This is a genomic window from Micromonospora sp. AB353 (assembly GCF_049538395.1).
GTDB classification, from domain to species: domain Bacteria; phylum Actinomycetota; class Actinomycetes; order Mycobacteriales; family Micromonosporaceae; genus Micromonospora; species Micromonospora aurantiaca.
The window spans coordinates 72,762-89,581 of record NZ_JBMVFV010000011.1 but is presented as its reverse complement, the minus strand read 5'-3'; the positions used below and the strand labels follow the sequence as shown (position 1 = coordinate 89,581).

At 74.2% G+C, this 16,820-nt stretch carries 17 protein-coding genes; 7 read left to right on the top strand and 10 right to left on the bottom strand.

The genetic code is table 11. The features are described 5' to 3' along the window. Nucleotides 1-237 precede the first annotated feature (237 nt). On the top strand, nucleotides 238-1,932 hold the full coding sequence (locus ACPCK6_RS08180) for a glycosyltransferase family 39 protein (RefSeq protein ID WP_423480777.1): 1,695 nt from the start codon (nucleotides 238-240) through the stop codon (nucleotides 1,930-1,932). Here ACPCK6_RS08180 and ACPCK6_RS08175 read toward each other — a convergent pair. Together ACPCK6_RS08175 and ACPCK6_RS08170 are read right to left on the bottom strand one after the other, a co-directional pair. Beyond that, nucleotides 1,907-3,484, bottom strand: coding sequence for a histidine kinase N-terminal domain-containing protein (locus ACPCK6_RS08175; protein ID WP_423480766.1), 1,578 nt, complete (start codon nucleotides 3,482-3,484; stop codon nucleotides 1,907-1,909). The genes ACPCK6_RS08180 and ACPCK6_RS08175 overlap by 26 nt on opposite strands. Nucleotides 3,485-3,509: 25 nt before the next feature. Beyond that, nucleotides 3,510-4,538 (bottom strand): SIS domain-containing protein, encoded by a 1,029-nt coding sequence (locus tag ACPCK6_RS08170; protein ID WP_423480776.1) that lies wholly within the window; start codon nucleotides 4,536-4,538, stop codon nucleotides 3,510-3,512. Between the two features lie 187 nt (nucleotides 4,539-4,725). On the opposite strand from ACPCK6_RS08170, the gene ACPCK6_RS08165 reads away from it, so the two are divergent. Beyond that, nucleotides 4,726-6,327: a tetratricopeptide repeat protein gene (locus ACPCK6_RS08165; RefSeq protein ID WP_423480765.1), complete on the top strand. Its 1,602-nt coding sequence runs from the start codon at nucleotides 4,726-4,728 to the stop codon at nucleotides 6,325-6,327. 337 nt (nucleotides 6,328-6,664) lie between these two features. On the opposite strand, the gene ACPCK6_RS08160 is transcribed toward ACPCK6_RS08165, so the two are convergent. Then, nucleotides 6,665-8,254, bottom strand: a complete 1,590-nt coding sequence (locus tag ACPCK6_RS08160; RefSeq protein ID WP_423480764.1) for an MDR family MFS transporter — start codon at nucleotides 8,252-8,254, stop codon at nucleotides 6,665-6,667. 119 nt (nucleotides 8,255-8,373) lie between these two features. Between ACPCK6_RS08160 and ACPCK6_RS08155 the strand changes: the two genes are divergently transcribed. Further along, nucleotides 8,374-8,958 carry a TetR/AcrR family transcriptional regulator gene (locus ACPCK6_RS08155; protein ID WP_194800497.1) on the top strand — a complete coding sequence of 195 codons (585 nt, stop codon included), beginning with the start codon at nucleotides 8,374-8,376 and terminating at the stop codon, nucleotides 8,956-8,958. A 6-nt stretch (nucleotides 8,959-8,964) separates the two neighbouring features. Here the strand turns inward: ACPCK6_RS08155 and ACPCK6_RS08150 are convergent, their stop codons facing one another. Both ACPCK6_RS08150 and ACPCK6_RS08145 read right to left on the bottom strand, forming a co-directional pair. Then, entirely contained in the window at nucleotides 8,965-9,477 is a 513-nt protein-coding gene (locus tag ACPCK6_RS08150) for a GNAT family N-acetyltransferase (protein WP_396881154.1), read from the bottom strand. Beyond that, nucleotides 9,474-9,689 (bottom strand): biotin/lipoyl-binding carrier protein, encoded by a 216-nt coding sequence (locus ACPCK6_RS08145; RefSeq protein WP_135241895.1) that lies wholly within the window; start codon nucleotides 9,687-9,689, stop codon nucleotides 9,474-9,476. The genes ACPCK6_RS08150 and ACPCK6_RS08145 overlap by 4 nt, the downstream gene beginning before the upstream one ends. A gap of 238 nt (nucleotides 9,690-9,927) precedes the next feature. Between ACPCK6_RS08145 and ACPCK6_RS08140 the strand changes: the two genes are divergently transcribed. Further along, nucleotides 9,928-10,002, top strand: a complete 75-nt coding sequence (locus ACPCK6_RS08140; protein ID WP_369700219.1) for a 50S ribosomal protein bL37 — start codon at nucleotides 9,928-9,930, stop codon at nucleotides 10,000-10,002. An 81-nt stretch (nucleotides 10,003-10,083) separates the two neighbouring features. On the opposite strand, the gene rsrA is transcribed toward ACPCK6_RS08140, so the two are convergent. The 5 genes from rsrA to ACPCK6_RS08115 all read right to left on the bottom strand — a co-directional run bounded on the left by rsrA (nucleotide 10,084) and on the right by ACPCK6_RS08115 (nucleotide 13,438). Beyond that, nucleotides 10,084-10,371, bottom strand: a complete 288-nt coding sequence (gene rsrA / locus ACPCK6_RS08135; RefSeq protein ID WP_135241896.1) for a mycothiol system anti-sigma-R factor — start codon at nucleotides 10,369-10,371, stop codon at nucleotides 10,084-10,086. Nucleotides 10,372-10,373: 2 nt separating this feature from the next. Then, a complete protein-coding gene (locus ACPCK6_RS08130) occupies nucleotides 10,374-11,183 on the bottom strand; it encodes a sigma-70 family RNA polymerase sigma factor (RefSeq protein ID WP_120573278.1) in 810 nt (269 codons plus the stop codon). A 229-nt stretch (nucleotides 11,184-11,412) separates the two neighbouring features. Further along, on the bottom strand, nucleotides 11,413-12,024 hold the full coding sequence (locus tag ACPCK6_RS08125; RefSeq protein WP_423480763.1) for an alpha/beta hydrolase family protein: 612 nt from the start codon (nucleotides 12,022-12,024) through the stop codon (nucleotides 11,413-11,415). Between the two features lie 100 nt (nucleotides 12,025-12,124). Then, a complete protein-coding gene (locus ACPCK6_RS08120) occupies nucleotides 12,125-12,517 on the bottom strand; it encodes a WhiB family transcriptional regulator (RefSeq protein WP_013288375.1) in 393 nt (130 codons plus the stop codon). A 213-nt stretch (nucleotides 12,518-12,730) separates the two neighbouring features. Then, nucleotides 12,731-13,438 carry an SOS response-associated peptidase gene (locus ACPCK6_RS08115; protein WP_423480762.1) on the bottom strand — a complete coding sequence of 236 codons (708 nt, stop codon included), beginning with the start codon at nucleotides 13,436-13,438 and terminating at the stop codon, nucleotides 12,731-12,733. A gap of 102 nt (nucleotides 13,439-13,540) precedes the next feature. On the opposite strand from ACPCK6_RS08115, the gene aroA reads away from it, so the two are divergent. The 3 genes from aroA to hisN all read left to right on the top strand — a co-directional run bounded on the left by aroA (nucleotide 13,541) and on the right by hisN (nucleotide 16,819). Further along, nucleotides 13,541-14,842, top strand: a complete 1,302-nt coding sequence (gene aroA / locus ACPCK6_RS08110; protein WP_396881151.1) for a 3-phosphoshikimate 1-carboxyvinyltransferase — start codon at nucleotides 13,541-13,543, stop codon at nucleotides 14,840-14,842. Nucleotides 14,843-15,004: 162 nt separating this feature from the next. Further along, nucleotides 15,005-15,940: a ribosome small subunit-dependent GTPase A gene (gene rsgA / locus ACPCK6_RS08105; RefSeq protein WP_269697612.1), complete on the top strand. Its 936-nt coding sequence runs from the start codon at nucleotides 15,005-15,007 to the stop codon at nucleotides 15,938-15,940. 60 nt (nucleotides 15,941-16,000) lie between these two features. Beyond that, the gene (gene hisN, locus ACPCK6_RS08100) at nucleotides 16,001-16,819 is read left to right on the top strand and encodes a histidinol-phosphatase (protein ID WP_423480761.1); all 819 of its coding nucleotides are present in this window, start codon (nucleotides 16,001-16,003) and stop codon (nucleotides 16,817-16,819) included. Nucleotide 16,820: the final 1 nt, after the last annotated feature.

Below are 16,820 nucleotides of genomic sequence, written 5' to 3'. Positions count from 1 at the left end.
GCCTCGCCCTCCCGCCCCGCCCACCACTCCGTTGATCATGAGGTTGGCGGGGACAAAAGGGACGGTGAGTGCCGCCAACTTCATGATCGACCGGGTCGGGGCGTGGGGCCGGGGCGAGGGCGGGGTGGGCCGGGTGGGTGGGAATCGGTGGAGCGGGCGGGCGGGAAGGGCTGGGCGTGTGAGGCTGCGGGGGTGAGGAGGTTCGCGCCCGCGTCCGTCCGCGGCCGGTCGGGTCCGGTGGTGTGGGTGGTACCCGGACTGCTCACGCTCGCGGTGACACTGACCGGCATCGGGCATGCCCAGCCGTGGCGGGACGAGCTGGCGACCTGGAGCGCCGCCACCCGCCCGGTGCCGGACCTGGCCCGGATGACCCGCACGATCGACGCCGCGACCGGGCCGTACTACCTGCTCATGCACGGCTGGACCGCCCTGGCCGGCACGTCGCCGACCGCGCTGCGACTGCCCTCCGCGTTCGCGATGGCAGTGGCTGCCGCGCTCACCGGCCGCCTCGGCGCGGTGCTGGTCGGCCGTCGCGCCGGGCTGCTGGCCGGACTGCTGTTCGCGGTACTGCCGGTCACCTCGCGGTACGGCCAGGAGGCCCGCCCGTACGCCCTCGCCACGCTGCTCGCCGTGCTGGCCACGCTGCTGCTGGTCGAGGCGCTGCGCCGGCCGACCTGGCGACGCTGGGCCGGGTACGCCCTCGCCGTCGCCGCGCTCGCCCTGCTCCACCTGATCGCGCTCACCCTGCTCGCCGCGCACGCCGTGGTGGTGCTGCTGACCGCCGCACGTGGCCCCGCGGGGGTCGTCGATCCGCCCGGCCAGTCCCGAGCCGAGATGCCCGACGCGAGCCGGCCACGCCGCAGACACCCGTGGCGTTCCACCGAGCCACGAGATCGAGCGCCGGAAGCGGAACCGCAGGACGTGACCGGCGAGGCTCGGGAGGCGTCGGCGCCCGGCCGACGGGTGCTGGCCGGGTGGCTGCTGGCGCTGGTGCCGGTCGTCGTGCTCGTCACCCCACTGGCGCTGGTCGCCCGGGGGCAGCGCGGACGGCAGCTCGACTGGGTGGACCCGGCGCGGCTGCCCGACCTGGCGGCACTACCGGGCGCGCTGGCGCAGAGCGGCGTGGTCGGCGGGTTCGTGCTCGCGCTCGCGGCGCTCGGCGCGGCCCGGCTGGGTCGCCGGGCACTGCTGCCCGCCGCCGCCGTGCTGCTGCCGGTGGTGCTGCTCTTCGCCGCCGGAACGACGGTGCCGCTCTGGGTGACCCGATACCTCGTCTTCACCGTGCCGTTCGCCTGCGTACTGGCCGGCGCCGCGCTGGCTGCCGCGCGGGTCACTCCCGCACCGGCCCGGACGCCGGGAACAGCGACGCCCGCCGAACCCGAGCGCACGGCGACACCCGCCGCAGCCGGCCGCCCTGCCGCGCCCGCGGAAGCAGAGCAAGGGCCGACGTCGCCGCGCGGACGGATCGCGGCGGGAATCGCGGTGGTGGTCCTGGCCGGGCTGCTCGGCCTGCCCGACCAGGCGGCCCTGCGCCGTACCCACGAGTGGCCGCGCAGCGCACCAGTCGACTACGCGGGCGCGGCCGGGATCATCCGCGCCGAGCAACAGCCCGGCGACGCGATCGTCTACGCGCCCCGGGACGGCTGGCTGTTCCCGGATCTCGGCATGGCATACCACCTGGGGCCGAGGCTGCCGCGCGACGTGCTCGTGGTCCGCGACCAGCGTCAGGACGCGAGCCTGTGGGCCGTGGAGTGCGACGACCCGGCGCGCTGCCTGGCCGGGGTGGACCGGGTCTGGCTGGTGGTCACCGGCCGCCGCGCCGACCCGCCGGCGACGGTGCCTGGTGCGAAGGGCGACGCGCTGCGCGCGGGCTACACGGTGCGGCGGGTGTGGCCGCGGCCGGGGATCACGGTGGCCCTGCTCGTCCGGTAAGGCGGTCGGTGGTGCCGCGGGCCAGCGGTACGACGATGGCCGCCTCGGTGCCGCCGCCGGCGCCGTTACGCAGCTCGATGGTGCCGCGCAGCTCGCCGGTGACCAGCGCCCGGACGATCTGCAGGCCCAGGTTGCCGCCGCGCTCGGCGTCGAACTGCTCGGGCAGTCCCCGGCCGTTGTCGGCGACTGTGACGTGCAACTGCTTGCGGGCCCGGTGCGCGGTGACCACCACCTCGGGCCGGGGCGCGGAGACCGCCCCCTCCACCGCAGGAGGCGCAGCGGTCTCCTCGTCGGCCGGCGGGAAGCCGTGTTCCACGGCGTTGAGCAGCAACTCGTTGAGCACCATCACCAGCGAGGTGGCGATCTCGGCGGGCAGGATGCCGAACGTGCCGCGGCGGCGCATGCCCACGCTCACCTCGGTGGCGGCGACCTCGGTGGCGGCGCTGGCGACCCGGTCGACGATGCCGTCGAACTCGACCGCCTCGTCGCTGGACAGGGAGAGCGTCTCGTGGACGAGCGCGATCGAGGCGACCCGGCGTACCGATTCCTCGAGCGCCACCCGCGCCTCGGGCATGGCGACGCGCCGGGCCTGGAGGCGCAGCAGCGCGGCGACGGTCTGGAGATTGTTCTTCACCCGGTGGTGGATCTCCCGGATGGTGGCGTCCTTGGTGATCAGGGCCCGGTCGCGGCGGCGTACCTCGGTGATGTCGCGGACCAGCACCAGCGCGCCGATCGGCACTCCGGCGGGCATCAGCGGCAGCGCCCGGGTGAGCATGGTGGCGCCGCGGGCGTCGATCTCCCGGCGGGGTGGTGCCTCGCCGCGCAGCGCGGCGAGTACGGCGTTGCCCGCGTCGGTGCCTTCCAGGGGGTCGCCGGCGAGCCGACGGTGCAGCTTGGCCAGGTCCTCGCCGACGAGGTGGGAGGCGTAGCCGAGGCGGCGGTACGCGGACTGCGCGTTCGGGCTGGCGTAGGTGACCTTGCCGTTGGCGTCGAGCCGCACCAGGCCGTCGCCGACCCGGGGCGCCGAGGTGGTCTCTCCGGGGTGCCGGGGCGGCGGGAACGTGCCGTCGGCGATCATCTGGGCGAGGTCGTCGGCGGTGGTCAGGTAGTTCAGTTCGAGCTGGCTGGGGGTGCGCGCGGTGGACAGGTTGGTGTCCCGGCCCACCACGGCGATCACCTCGCCGGCCTCACCGTCGCCGGTGCGCAGCCGGACCGGGATCGCCTCGTGGCGGGCCGGGACGTCGCCGTACCAGACCGGATCGCCCTCGCGCCAGATCCGTCCCTGCCGGTGGGCCACCTCCAGGTGGGCCACCTCGGCCCCGCCGACGATGCGCCCGACCTGGTCGTCCAGGTAGGCGGTCGGTGCGGTGGTGGGACGGACCTGGGCCACGCAGAGGAACGTGCCGTCACCGTCCACCGGCACCCAGAGCAGCAGGTCGGCGAAGGACAGGTCGGACAGCAGCTGCCAGTCGCCGGCGATCCGGTGCAGGTGGTCGATGTCGGCCGGGCGGAGCGCGGTGTGCTCCTCGGCGAGGTCACGGAGGGTGGACACGCCACACAGCGTGCCACGCCGGGCCTCACATCGTCGCCGTGACCTTCTTCAAGCCGCGCGGCGCGTCCGGGTCCTCGCCCCGGGCCAGCGCCAGGGACAGCGCGAGCCGTTGCAGCGGCAGGATGTCGAGCAGCGGCGCGTACCGCTCGTCGACCTCGGGCACCGCCATCCGGGTCTCGCCGACCTCGGCGGAGCCGACCACGACCACGTCGGCGCGGCGCTCGCCGAGGCGGGGCAGCACCTCACGCATGGACGTGCCGCCGGGGCCGGAGCCGACCACGGCGAGCACCGGGACGTCCGGGTCGGTCATGGCGAGCGGGCCGTGCAGCAGGTCGGCGCCGGAGAAGGCGAGAGCCGGGAGGTACGAGGTCTCCATCAGCTTCAGCGCCGCCTCCCGGGCGGTCGGGTACGCGTACCCCCGGCCGGTGGTGACGAGCTGGGCGGCGAACCGGTAGCGCGGGGCGAGCCGGGCCGGGGTGTCGTCGGCGAGCGTCTGCGCGGCCAGCTCGGGCAGGCGGCTCAGGGCGGCGTGCTCCTCGGCGGGCAGCACACCGTCGCCGGCGCGTACGCCCTCGATCAGCATGAGCAGCGCGAGCAGCTCGGCGGTGTAGGTCTTGGTGGCGGCGACGGCGCGTTCGTGGCCGGCGGCGATGTCGACGCTCAGCTCGGCGGTCTCCACCAGCGGCGAGCCGGGGTTGTTGGTGACCGCGAGGGTGAGCGCGCCGGAGGCGCGGGCCACCCGCAGCACCTCGGCCAGGTCGGGTGAGCCGCCGCTCTGGCTGACGCCGACGACGAGCGCGTCGGAGAGGTCGGGCCGGGCGCCGAAGACGGTGATCGCGCTCGGGGAGGCCAGCCCGGCGGGCAGGCCGAGGCGGATCTCGGTCAGGTAGGCCGCGTAGAGCGCGGCGTGGTCGGAGGTGCCCCGGGCGGTGAAGACGACGTGCCGGGGGTGCCGTTGCGCGACGACGGCCGCCACCTCGGCGATGGCCGCCGCGTGCTCGGTGGAGAGCAGACGCTCGTAACCGGCCGGCTGCTCGTCGATGTCGGCGGCCATTCCGGCCCCTGCTCGCGTCACTCCAGAACCTCCTTCTGCGCGTTTCCCGCGCGTTCGATGCTCAGTCTTGCACGTTTGAGCAGCCTCAATCAACGCAACGAGCAGGAGTGCGCAGTGGATCACTAATTGACGGAAGATCCCCTAGGCTTGCCCGGCTGACGACCGACCCGACCGGCGAGAGGACGACGTGCCCGAGGACGACGCCGCGCTCTCCGCGGAGGAGGAACTCGCACTGGCCCGGCTGGCGCTGGGCGAGGGAGACCTGCGGCACGCCGCCGACCACGTGGCCGCCGCGCTGGTCCGCTCCCCCACGCTGCCCGAGGCGCACGAGACGCTCGCCCGGCTCAACGCGGCCAGCGGCGGCGACCTGGACCTCTTCCCGCTCGGTCAACAGGCGTTCGTCGGCGCCGTGGTGGCCCGCGCGCACCTGCTCGCCGCCGCCGGCCGTCCCGCCGAAGGGCTCGACCTGCTCGCCGCCGCCACCGGCTACGCGCCCGCCGCGCCCTGGGCCGCCGTGCCCTGGGTGACCGCCGCCGACCTGCCGGAACGCCTCGACCCCGAGCGCACCGCGCGGATCCTCATGCAGGTCTGCGCGGCGGCACCGGACCCCGCGCCGCGCCGGCTGCGCGAGCCGCTCGCGCCGTACCTCACGCTGGCCCGCAACGCGATCACCGTCCATCCGGCCCATCCGCTGCTGCTGGGCGCGGCGTCCGCGCTGGCCCGGCGTCTCGGCGAGGTCACCCTCGCCGTCACCTGGGCCACCCGGGGGGTACGCGCACAGCCCACCAAACTCGGCGAGGTGTGGCTCGGGTACGCGTACCGCAGCGCCGGCCGGACCGCCGACGCGCTCGCCGCACTGGAACGCGCTGTCGCGCTCGACCCCGACGACCTCGCCGTCTACGCGGACATCGCCGGCACGCTGGCCGACAACGGCCGGCTCGACGCGGCGCTGGGCTGGATCGACCGGGCGCTGGCGAAGGACCCCGCGTTCGACTGCGCGGTGCACACCGCGCACCGGCTGCGCTACCTGCGCGACGGCGACGTGGACCACCTGGTGGCGCTCGCCGACTTCGTCCGCGACCACCCGGACGACACGCACGAGCACGGTGACCTCGCCGAGTGCTGCCGGGGCCGCCCCTGGCTCGGGCAGGTGACCCCGGCGGGTGACGACACCCCGCCCCCCGACGGTCCCGCTCCCTCGGCAGCGGCGGTACGGCGGCTCCAGCAGCTCGCGCACCCGGCGTGGGCGCATCCGCCGGCCGCGTACGACGCCGCAGTCGGACTGGCCACACTGGACCTCACCGACCTGCTCGCCCTGCTGGCACACCCGCCGGAGGCGCCGGCGACGGCGCTGGGCCGGGTGCTCGGCGGGCAGGATCCGGCACTGTGGACGCGCTGTGCGCAGGTCTGGGCCTGCCTCGGCCTGCTGCACCACCGCACCGACGAGCCGTGGGAGCGGTCGACCCGGCGTCGGGTGCTGGGGGAACTGGCCGCCGGTGATCTCGGCCCGGCCGCCGAGGCGGCACTGTTCGCCCTGGTCACCGCCGCCTGGGTGCACCCGGACACGCGCGCCGACGTGGCCGCGCTGGTGTCCGGGCGGATCACCGAGGTGGCGGCCGGGCCGATCCGGCGTACCCCGGTGGCGGTGTCGCTGGCGTACCTGGCGCGGGCCACCCCGGCCCTCGACCCGGCGGCACGTGCCACCGCCGGGCGGCTGATCGCCGGCGCCGAGGGCGGTCCGCTGCGGCGTCTCTGGCGACGCCTCACCGCCCTGTTCCGCCGAGGCTGAGCGCCGGAACCCATTTCCTGCCGGTTCCCCGGCCCCCACCACCCAGCCGACCCACCCCACCCCGCGCACCGGTTCCCGGGGTCGGGCCTTGTTGCACCAGGCACCCGCAGGCCGCCACCTCGGGGAAGTCGCGCGATCAACTCGCCTTCGACCCCGCCACCACCCCGAACTGGCGGGCGGTGGGCGTCAACCACGACCCCAGGCCAAGCCGCGCGCCGGCTTTCCAGAGCCGGTGCCCCGCCAGTTCGGGGAAGTGGCGCGATCAACTCGCCCCGGACCCCGCCACTTCGCCGAACTGGCGGGCGGATGCAGCGGGCACCGGGGCCGCGACGGCGCGTCAGGCGACGGGGGCCCTGCCGAGCGCGGCCTCGGCCTCGTCCTCCGGTGTGGTGCCGGCCGGCGGTACGTCGTTCGTCGCGCGCAGCGGCACCTCCTTGATGAACCAGGCGAGCACCGGTACGGCCACGGTGAAGACGACGGCCCAGAAGAAGACGTGCGAGATGGCGTCGGACAGGCCGCCGAGCACCGCCTCGCGCATCGGGCCGGTGAGCTTCTTGAGCGCCTCCAGGTCCATCGCGCCGCCCTCGCCGCCCGAGCCCGCGAACGCGGAACCGGCGGCCGAGTCGGCCAGGCGGTTGGCGAAGATCGCGCCGAAGAGGGAGACGCCGAACGAGCCGCCGATGGACCGGAAGAAGGTGGCCGCGCCGCTTGCCGCGCCGAGGTCCTTCTGTTCCACGCTGTTCTGCGCGATCAGCATCGAGGTCTGCATGAGGAAGCCCATGCCGACGCCGAGCACGATCATGTAGAGCGAGGACTGCGCCTTGCCGGTGTCCACGTCCAGCAGGCTGAGCAGGGCCATCCCGGCGACCATGACCACGCCGCCGACGATCGGGAAGACGCGGTAGCGGCCGGTCTTGGTGATGGTCCGGCCGACCACCAGCGACACCACGAGCATGCCGAACATCAGCGGGAGCAGCAGCAGGCCGCTGTTCGTGGCCGACGCCCCCTGCACGGTCTGCTGGTAGAGCGGCAGGAAGTTCATCGCGCCGAACATGGCGAAGCCGAGCAGGAACCCGATCACCGAGATCAGCGCGAAGTTGCGGTTGGCGAACAGGCTCAGCGGCAGGATCGGCTCCGGCACGCGCCGCTCCACCACCGCGAACGCGCCGAGGGCGAGCGCCGCCAGCACGGCGAGGCCGAGGATCTGCGGCGAGATCCAGTCGTACTCGTTGCCGCCCCACGTGGTCACCAGCACGATCGCGGTGATGCCGACGGACAGCAGCGCCGCGCCCAGCCAGTCGATCTTGTGTTCGGTGCGGTACTTCGGCAGGTGCATGGTGGTGGCGAGGACCAGCAGCGCCGCGCCGCCCAGCGGCAGGTTGACGTAGAACGCCCAGCGCCAGGAGAGGTTGTCGGTGATGAAACCGCCGACCAGCGGGCCGGCGACCATCGCGATGGCCATGATGCCGGCGATCATGCCCTGGTAGCGGCCCCGCTCGCGGGGCGGGACCAGGTCACCGATGATCGCCATGACGCCGACCATCAGGCCGCCGGCGCCGAGGCCCTGGACGGCCCGGAACGCGATCAGCTCGGTCATGCCGGTGTCGGCGCCGCCGAAGACGCCGGAGCCGGACATGCCGCAGAGCGCGGAGCCGACCAGGAACACCACCACGGCGGTGAGGAAGACCGTCTTGCGGCCGTACAGGTCGCCGAGCTTGCCCCAGATCGGCGTCGAGACGGTAGTGCCCAGCACGTACGCGGTGACCACCCAGGTGAAGTGGTCGGCGCCGCCGAACTCGAAGACGATCCGCGGCAGCGCGGTGCTGACGATCATGTTGTCGAGCATCGCGAGCATCATCGCGATCATCAGACCGAACAGGACGACCCGGACATTGGGTCTCGTGGTCACCTGGGCTGGTTGACTCATCGGTAGGCTCCCCCGCAGATCGGATGATCGACTTACTTGCCGCCCGGCTAGTTTACTTACTAGCCGGACGGTAAGCTGATGGCGGGCGCACGTCAAGCGGATTGGAAGGATGTCGGCCGGTGAGGGAGACCACAGGTGGCACGCGGGAGCGGATCCAGGCCGTCGCCTTGGAACTCTTCACCGAACAGGGCTACGAGAAGACGTCGCTGCGGGAGATCGCCGAGCGGCTCGGCGTGACCAAGGCGGCGCTCTACTACCACTTCAAGAGCAAGGACGAGATCGTCACCAGCCTGGTCGACGACCGGCTGCGCCGGATGGACGAGCTGATCGCCTGGGCCGCCGACCAGCCGCCCACCCTGGCGACCAGGCGGGCCCTGATCGGCAGGTACGCCGACAGCATGTTCGCCGGCGACCTGCCCCAGGTGATGCGCTTCTTCGAGCAGAACCAGACGGTGCTCAAGAGCCTCGTCGCCGGCCAGCAGATGCGGGACCGGATGATGCGGCTGGCGCACGAGCTGTGCCGGGGCGACGACTCACCCGCCGCCCAGCTCCGCGCCGCGCTCACGCTGTTCGCGGTGCACAGCAGCTGGTTCGCGGTACGCGCGCCGGGCATCACCGACGACGAGCGCAAGCGGATCGCGCTCCAGGTGGCCGACGAGCTGCTCGCCAAGATCGGCGAGACCGGCGAGACCGGCCAGGGCTGAGCCGGTTCAGCCCGCCGCGCTCAGGTCCAGACGCAGGCCGCGCAGGTCGATGCCGGGCAGCGGCGTCCAGTCCTTCTCCGGGTACCTGACGAAACCGAGCCGCTCGTAGAGGCGGTGGGCGTTCGCCGCCATCCCGGCGCGGACGCAGATCACCACAGCCGTGCAGCCCAGCTCCGTGGCGCGCGCCACGCACGCGGACGCGAGCGCGGCGCCCGCGCCCCGGCCCTGCGCGGCCGGATCCACAGCGAGCATCCGGAACTCGGCCTCGCCCGGGCCGGCCAGTTCGGCGTACGGGGTGCCGGGCAGCACGAACGTCACCGCACCGAGCACCTGGCCGGTGGCGTCGTCGACGGCCACCAGCACCTCGCCGGTCTCGGCGCGGCCGGCCACGTCGGCGAGCACCGGCGCGTACCCGCTCTCGTCCTTGAGCTGGCCGTCCGCCTCGTACGCGGCGACGGTCAGCCGGGCCACGACGGGGAAGTCCGCCGGCTCGGCGCGGCGCACCCGCAGGCCGGTCAACCGATCTCCGCGATCAGGTCGCCGTCCTGCACCACGTCGCCCTCGTTGACGGCGAGCTTCTGCACCACGCCGTCGGACTCGGCGACCACCGGGATCTCCATCTTCATCGACTCCAGGATGACGAGGGTGTCGCCCTCGGACACCGTGTCGCCGGCCGCCACGACGACCTTCCAGACGTTCGCCACCATCTCGGCGCGGATCTCCTCGGCCATCTCGCGGCCCTCCTTCTCCCCGACAGCTCCCCGACAATCCTGCGAACGGTATCCAATCATGACGCCGGTCACGCCGGGCCGCGCACCACCGGGCCGCGATCCGCCCCGCCGCGCCCCGGCGGGCGGTGACGGCACTAGCATCGTGCGGGTCGGCCACCGGCGAGCCCGGTGGGCCACACCGCGACCTCCGCCGCGCTCCGCCGCGGACGGAACCGTGACCAGCACAAGGAGGCAGAGCATGGCGAAGAAGGCCCGCAAGAAGAAGGCCCGTAAGAAGAGCGGCGCCAACCACGGCAAGCGCCCCAACTCCTGATCATCCGATCAGGCGGCGCAGTCGCCGGACAGCGCGACGGCCCGGGTCCGTGATCGGACCCGGGCCGTTTCGCGTCGTTCGTCAGTCGGCCAGTTCGCGGGACTCGGTGGTCTCGAAGACCACCAGCTCGGTCAGCCGCAGGCGCAGCCGCTCCCGCAGCTTCTCCGGGGCCGCCTCGTTGCCGCAGCACCGGGCGACGAGCGCCTTGACCTCCTGCTCGATGCCGTACTCGCGCAGGCACGGCCCGCACTCGTCCAGGTGGTGCCGGATCAGCACCCGGCGCTCCTCGGCGCACTCCAGGTCGAGGTAGAGGTAGACCTCGGCGAGGACCTCGTGGCAGTCCGTCTCGTGCGGTTGTCCACAGCTCACGGTCACACCTCCCGGCCGGCGGCGGCGGTCGAACCCTTCTTCGACGAGGCGGCGCTGAAACCCCGCTCCGCCGCGTACTGCTCCAGCAGCTTCCGCAGATTACGTCGGCCACGGTGCAGACGGGACATCACGGTGCCGATCGGCGTGCCCATGATGTCGGCGACCTCCTTGTAGGAGAAGCCCTCGACGTCGGTCAGGTAGACGGCCAGGCGGAACTCCTCCGGCAACTGCTGGAGGGCCTCCTTGACGTCGCTGTCCGGCAGCCGGTCGAGCGCCTCCGTCTCGGCCGAGCGCAGGCCGCTGGACGTGTGCGACTCGGCCTCGGCGAGCTGCCAGTCGGTGATCTCCTCGGTCGGCGCCTGGATGGGCTGGCGCTGCCGCTTGCGGTAGGTGTTGATGTAGGTGTTGGTCAGGATCCGGTAGAGCCAGGCCTTCAGGTTCGTGCCCTGCTCGAACTGGTGGAAGGCGGCGTACGCCTTCAGGTACGTCTCCTGAACCAGGTCCTCCGCGTCCGCCGGGTTGCGGGTCATCCGCAGCCCGGCAGCGTAGAGCTGATCGACGAAGGGCATCGCGTCCCGCTCGAAGCGGGCCCTGCGCTCGTCCGTCTTCTCGGTGGTCAACCGCACATCCCCTCGCGTCGGATGCTTTCCCGCCGAGGATACGCGTACCCACTTACCGGCAGATTCACTTCCGGAGTGTGTGCCGGTGCTCACGACCGACGCCGCCGCGGGCCACTCCGGCGCGTCGAGCAGCCGCCGGAGCTGGCGCTCGTCCCGTTCGTCCCGTTCCCGGCTCCGTGTCTCGATCGGCACCGGTCACCCCCCTCGCGATGGCTCTGTCGTCGTCCACAGGGAGACAACGCGAGTTGTGGGGCGTGGCATTCCTCCGGCCCCACCCGATCCTGGTCCCGGCCTCGGCCGCGACCGACGCTGGGACCAGGAAGGGCCTGGGAGGGTGGCCCCGGCGCGCCCGAACCGGGCGGCCGGCACCAACCGGTGCAACGACCCGCCGCGCCGGACGGTCACGGCGCGCGCCGCCCGGTCAGGACGACCACCCGTGTACGCGCAGCCAGTCCCGCACCACGGCGGCCGTACCGGCCGGATCGCGGCGCAGGTCGTGGCGCTCCCCCGGCCGGACCACCACCTCGATGCCGGGGCCCGGCTCGGGCACGCCGAACGGATCCCGGTCGCCGTTGACGACGAGCGTGGGCAGCCCGGTGAGCAGTTCGCCGGCCCGGGAGCGTTCCGGTCGTCCCGGCGGGTGCAGCGGGAACGCCAGCGCGACGACTCCGGCCGCGCCGACGGCGGTGGCGGTACGGCAGGCCACCCGGGCTCCGCTGGACCGGCCGCCGACCACCCAGTGGCGCACCAGCGGGGCACGTCGGCGCAGGTCGGCCAGGACCGCCGTCCACGCCTCGTCGAGGTGCCCCGCGGGAGCGGGCGCGCGTCGCCCGGCCACCCGGTACGGCTGGGTCACCAGGGCCACCCCGGCCCCGGCGGCGAGCACCGCGTCCCGCACCGCGGTCAGGTCGGGCGCGTCCACGTCACCACCGGCGCCGTGCCCGAGCACCAGCACCGTGGTGGCGTCGGCGGGTGTGTCGAAGCGGAGCCGGGCGGGCCCGCGTGGAGTGTCGATCTCGTCGTCGTGCCGCACCGGCCCATTCTGCGCGGACCGGCGCGCCCGACGGTGGTCCGGCGCGGAAACGCCGACGTCGCCCGCGGCCAGCCGGAGCGGGCCACCGGCGACGTCGGGATCAGCTCAGCGGAACCAGCGTGAGCAGGCGGTCGCGCACCGGCGGACCGGCGTCGTCGAGCGCGTCCGGATCCGGCTGCACCTCGCTGCGCCAGGCCACCAGCATGGCGCGCCGCTCACGCGGCGTGGTGCCGCCCCAGACGCCGTGGCAGTCGCCCACCTCAAGCGCCCAGGCCAGGCAGGAGCCCTGGACGTCGCAGGTGCGGCAGAGCGCCACCGCCGCGTCGGCCGGTTCGTTCGGTGCCGGAAAGAACGTCTCCGGATCGACGTTCTGACAGGTGCCCCTGGTGCGCCACGCGTCGTCCTGGCGTCGTTCGCTCAGCGCCCGCAGCAGTCGCGGATCGCGCCGTGCGGCGGCTACCTCGTGCGGACGCGGCATACGTGCCCGTGTCAATACACCCACCTCCCCCGTGGGAACCGGCGTAGATCTCTCACAAGATCGATGGATGTCATCCGCCCCGTGCGAACAGACGCCCATCACCGGCGCTGTGTTCTATCGCATTCGAATACGTAAGGACAAGGGTCTTCAATGAAACTGACTGAACGTCCGGGCGACTTTTCCGGCCCAACCCCGACAAACGGGGCACCCGCATGTGGCGGAGCGTGATCAGAACAGCGTCGGTCCGGCGGGCGTCCCGGCACCCGCCGGAGCCACCGCGGCGACCAGCTCCGGGCCGTCGTTGCGGACGTCGCCGACGGCCCGGGACACGGGCCGGATCTCCAGCCCGGCGAGCAGGCCGGCGTCCGGCGGCGCGAGCAGTTCCGCCGGCTCCTCGGCCGGGCCGAGCCACTCCGCCCAGCGCTCCGGCGACAGCAGCAGCGGCATCCGGTCGTGCACCTCGGCCAGCTCGCCGGTTGCGGCGGTGGTGAGCACGCTGAACGTGAGCCGGGCCGCGCCGGCCGACTCCCAGACCGACCAGATGCCGGCGAAGGCCAGGACCGAGCCGTCCCGCGGGGTCATGAAGTAGGGCTGACGCCCGCCGTCGGCGAGGCGGACCCACTCGTACCACCCGTCGGCGGGGACCAGGCAGCGGCGGCGGGCGAAGGACGGCGCGTACGCCCGGCTGGTGGCCACCGTCTCGGCCCGCGCGTTGATCATGCGGGCGGCCCCGGCGGCGCTGCGCGACCACTGCGGGAGCAGGCCCCAGCGGCCGAGGGAGAGCAGTCGATGACCGTCCGGGGCGAGCCGGACCAGCGGCACCGGGTCGGTCGGCGCGACGTTGTAGTCCGGCGTCACCCCGCCGGTCTCGTCGGCCGACTCGAACAGCGCGCTCAGGTCGGCGGCGCTCCGGGTCGTGGCGTACCTCCCGCACATGGCGCCCACGCTAGCCGCATCCGGACGTTCCGGCTGTCCCGCCCAACGGGAGCAGAGGCGACGGGCGGTTCCACCGGCCCGCGAGCTTGGCAGAATGTAACGGTGAGCAATCCGACCGCGACGCGTCCGCCGCAGCAGTGGACCGCGCCGACCGCGAGCGACCCGGTCGCCGCGACGCTGCGCCTGCCCGGCTCCAAGTCGATGACCGCCCGGGCCCTGGTGCTCGCCGCGCTCGCCGGCGGGCCGTCGACACTCGCCCGGCCGCTGCGCGCCCGGGACACCGAACTGATGGCCGGTGGCCTGCGCGCCCTCGGCGCCCACATGTCGATCTCGGACGACGACCGCTGGCTGGTCCGCCCCTACCCGCTGGCCGGTCCGGCGCACGTCGACGTCGGCCTGGCCGGCACCGTGATGCGGTTCCTGCCCCCGGTGGCCGGGCTGGCCGCCGGGCGGGTCACGTTCGACGGCGACGCGCACGCCCGGACCCGCCCGCTCGGGCCGCTGATCGGCGCGCTGCGCGCGCTCGGCGTCCGGATCGACGCGCCACCGGCCGGCAGCCTGCCGCTCGTCGTGCTCGGCGCGGGCCGGGTGACCGGCGGCGACGTGGTGATCGACGCCTCCGCGTCCAGTCAGCTCGTCTCCGGGCTGCTGCTGGCCGCGCCGCGCTTCGACAGGGGCGTCGTGGTCCGGCACGTGGGGCCGCCGGTGCCGTCCGCGCCGCACGTGCGGATGACGGTGCAGATGCTGCGTGCCGCCGGCGCCGCCGTGGACGACACCACGCCCGACGTCTGGACGGTCGAGCCGGGCCCGCTGTCCGGGCGCGGCTGGGAGATCGAGCCGGACCTGTCCGGCGCGGCGCCGTTCTTCGCCGCCGCACTGGTCACCGGCGGCGAGGTGACGCTGCAGGGCTGGCCGCGCAGCAGCCTCCAGCCGGTCGAGCGGCTCCGGGAGCTGCTGCACCGGATGGGCGGCGAGGTGAGCCTCGGCACCGACGGCCTGACCGTGCGCGGCACCGGCACGGTGCGCGGGCTCGACGCCGACCTCTCCGACGTCGGCGAACTGACCCCGGTGCTGACCGCGCTCACGCTGCTCGCCGACGGCCCGTCCCGGCTCACCGGCATCGGCCACATCCGCGGCCACGAGACCGACCGGGTCACCGCGCTCGCCAAGGAGTTCACCGCGCTCGGCGCGGACATCACCGAGACCCGCGACGGACTGGACATCCGGCCCCGCCCGCTTCGCGGCGGGACGTTCCGCACGTACGCCGACCACCGGATGGCGCACGCGGCGGCGGTGGCCGGGCTCGCCGTCCCCGGCATCGAGGTCGACGACGTGGCGTGCACCTCCAAGACCATGCCGGAGTTCCCGGCACTATGGTCGGGGATGGTGACCGGCAAGAACTGACAGCGGGGGGACGTCCTGGCGACGAAGCGGCGCGAGTACGACGAGGACGACGTCCGGGTACGACCGGGCCGGTCGTCGCGCCCGCGTACGCGCACCCGGCCCCGGCACGCCGACGCCGTCGACGGGTTCGTCATCGCCGTCGACCGGGGCCGCTACACCTGCGTGCTCCCCGGAGCCGGGCCGGACGCGCCGCTCGTGACCGCCATGCGCGCCCGCGAGCTGGGACGCAAGTCGGTGGTGGTGGGCGACCGGGTGGGTCTGGTCGGGGACACGTCCGGGGCGCCGGGCGCGCTGGCCCGGATCGTGCGCATCGCCGAGCGGACCTCGGTGCTGCGGCGTACCGCCGACGACGACGAGACCACCGCCGAGGGGCGGCTGGAACGGGTGGTGGTCGCCAACGCCGACCAGCTGGTGATCGTCAGCGCGCTCGCCGACCCGCCGCCGCGTACCGGGTTCATCGACCGCTGCCTGGTGGCCGCGTACGACGCCGACATCGAGCCGCTGCTCTGCCTCACCAAGGCCGACCTGGCCGGCCCGGAGGCGGTGCTCGGCTACTACACCGAGCTGGAGCTGCCGTACGTGCTGATCCGCCCGGACTCCGACCTGGCCGCGCTGCGGGCACTGCTCGCCGGCCGGGTCTCGGTGATGGTGGGTCACTCCGGCGTGGGCAAGTCGACGCTCGTCAACCGCCTCGTCCCGGACGCCGAACGGGCGGTGGGCACGGTCAGCGCGATCGGCCGGGGCCGGCACACCTCGACCAGCGCCGTGGCGCTGCGGCTGCCCGCCGAGCCCGGCGCCGACGGCGACACCGGCTGGATCGTCGACACCCCGGGGGTACGCAGCTTCGGGCTGGCCCACGTGTCCGCCGAGAGCCTGCTGCACGGCTTCCCGGACCTGGTCGAGGCGACGGTGGACTGCCCGGCCAACTGCCCGCACACCGCCGACGAGGCGGACTGCGCGCTCGACGCCTGGGTGGCCGCCGGGAAGGCGGACGCGCGCCGGCTCGCCTCGTACCGCCGGTTGCTGGCCTCCCGCAGCGGCGAGGGCGACCCGCGCGAACCGGAGCGCAACCCCGGCGATCCGCTCGCCGGTTCCTGACCGGCGGACCGGCGGCGACCCGCCGTCGCCGGCCGGGCCGCCGCCACTAGCGTGTCCGTCATGACCGGGTACGCCGACGACCTCGCCCTCGCCCACCTGCTCGCCGACGCCGCGGACGCCGTCTCCTCGGCCCGGTTCCGCGCGCTCGACCTGCGCGTCGAGTCCAAGCCGGACCTTACCCCGGTCTCCGACGCGGACACCGCCGTGGAGCGGGAGATCCGCGCGCTGCTGGCCGCCCACCGTCCCGGCGACGGCCTGCTCGGCGAGGAGTACGGCGAGCAGCCGCCGGCCGGCCCGGACGGGCGGCGCTGGGTGATCGACCCGATCGACGGCACGAAGAACTTCGTCCGGGGCGTACCGGTCTGGGCCACCCTGATCGCGCGGCTGGAGCACGACCGGCCGGTGCTCGGCCTGGTCTCCGCCCCGGCGCTGGGCCGCCGCTGGTGGGGTGCGCTCGGCGCGGGCGCGTTCGCCGGTACCGGTCCGGCGGACGGCACGCCGATCCGGGTCTCCGGCGTGACAGCGCTCGGCGACGCGAGCTTCTGCTACTCGTCGCTGACCGGGTGGGAGCAGGCCGGGCGGCTGGACGCGGTGCTCCAGCTCATGCGCGACACCTGGCGCAGCCGCGCGTACGGCGACTTCTACGGCTACATGCTGCTGGCCGAGGGTGCACTGGACGTGATGGTGGAGCCGGAGCTGTCGCTGTGGGACATCGCCGCGCTGGTCCCGATCGTCACCGAGGCGGGCGGAGTCGTCACGGATCTGGCCGGACGGCCCGCGCCGGCCGGTGCCGACTCCGCCGACATCAGCGCCGTGGCCAGCAACGGGGCGCTGCACGACGACATCCTGGCCCGGCTCGGCCGTCCAGCCGAGCGCTGAC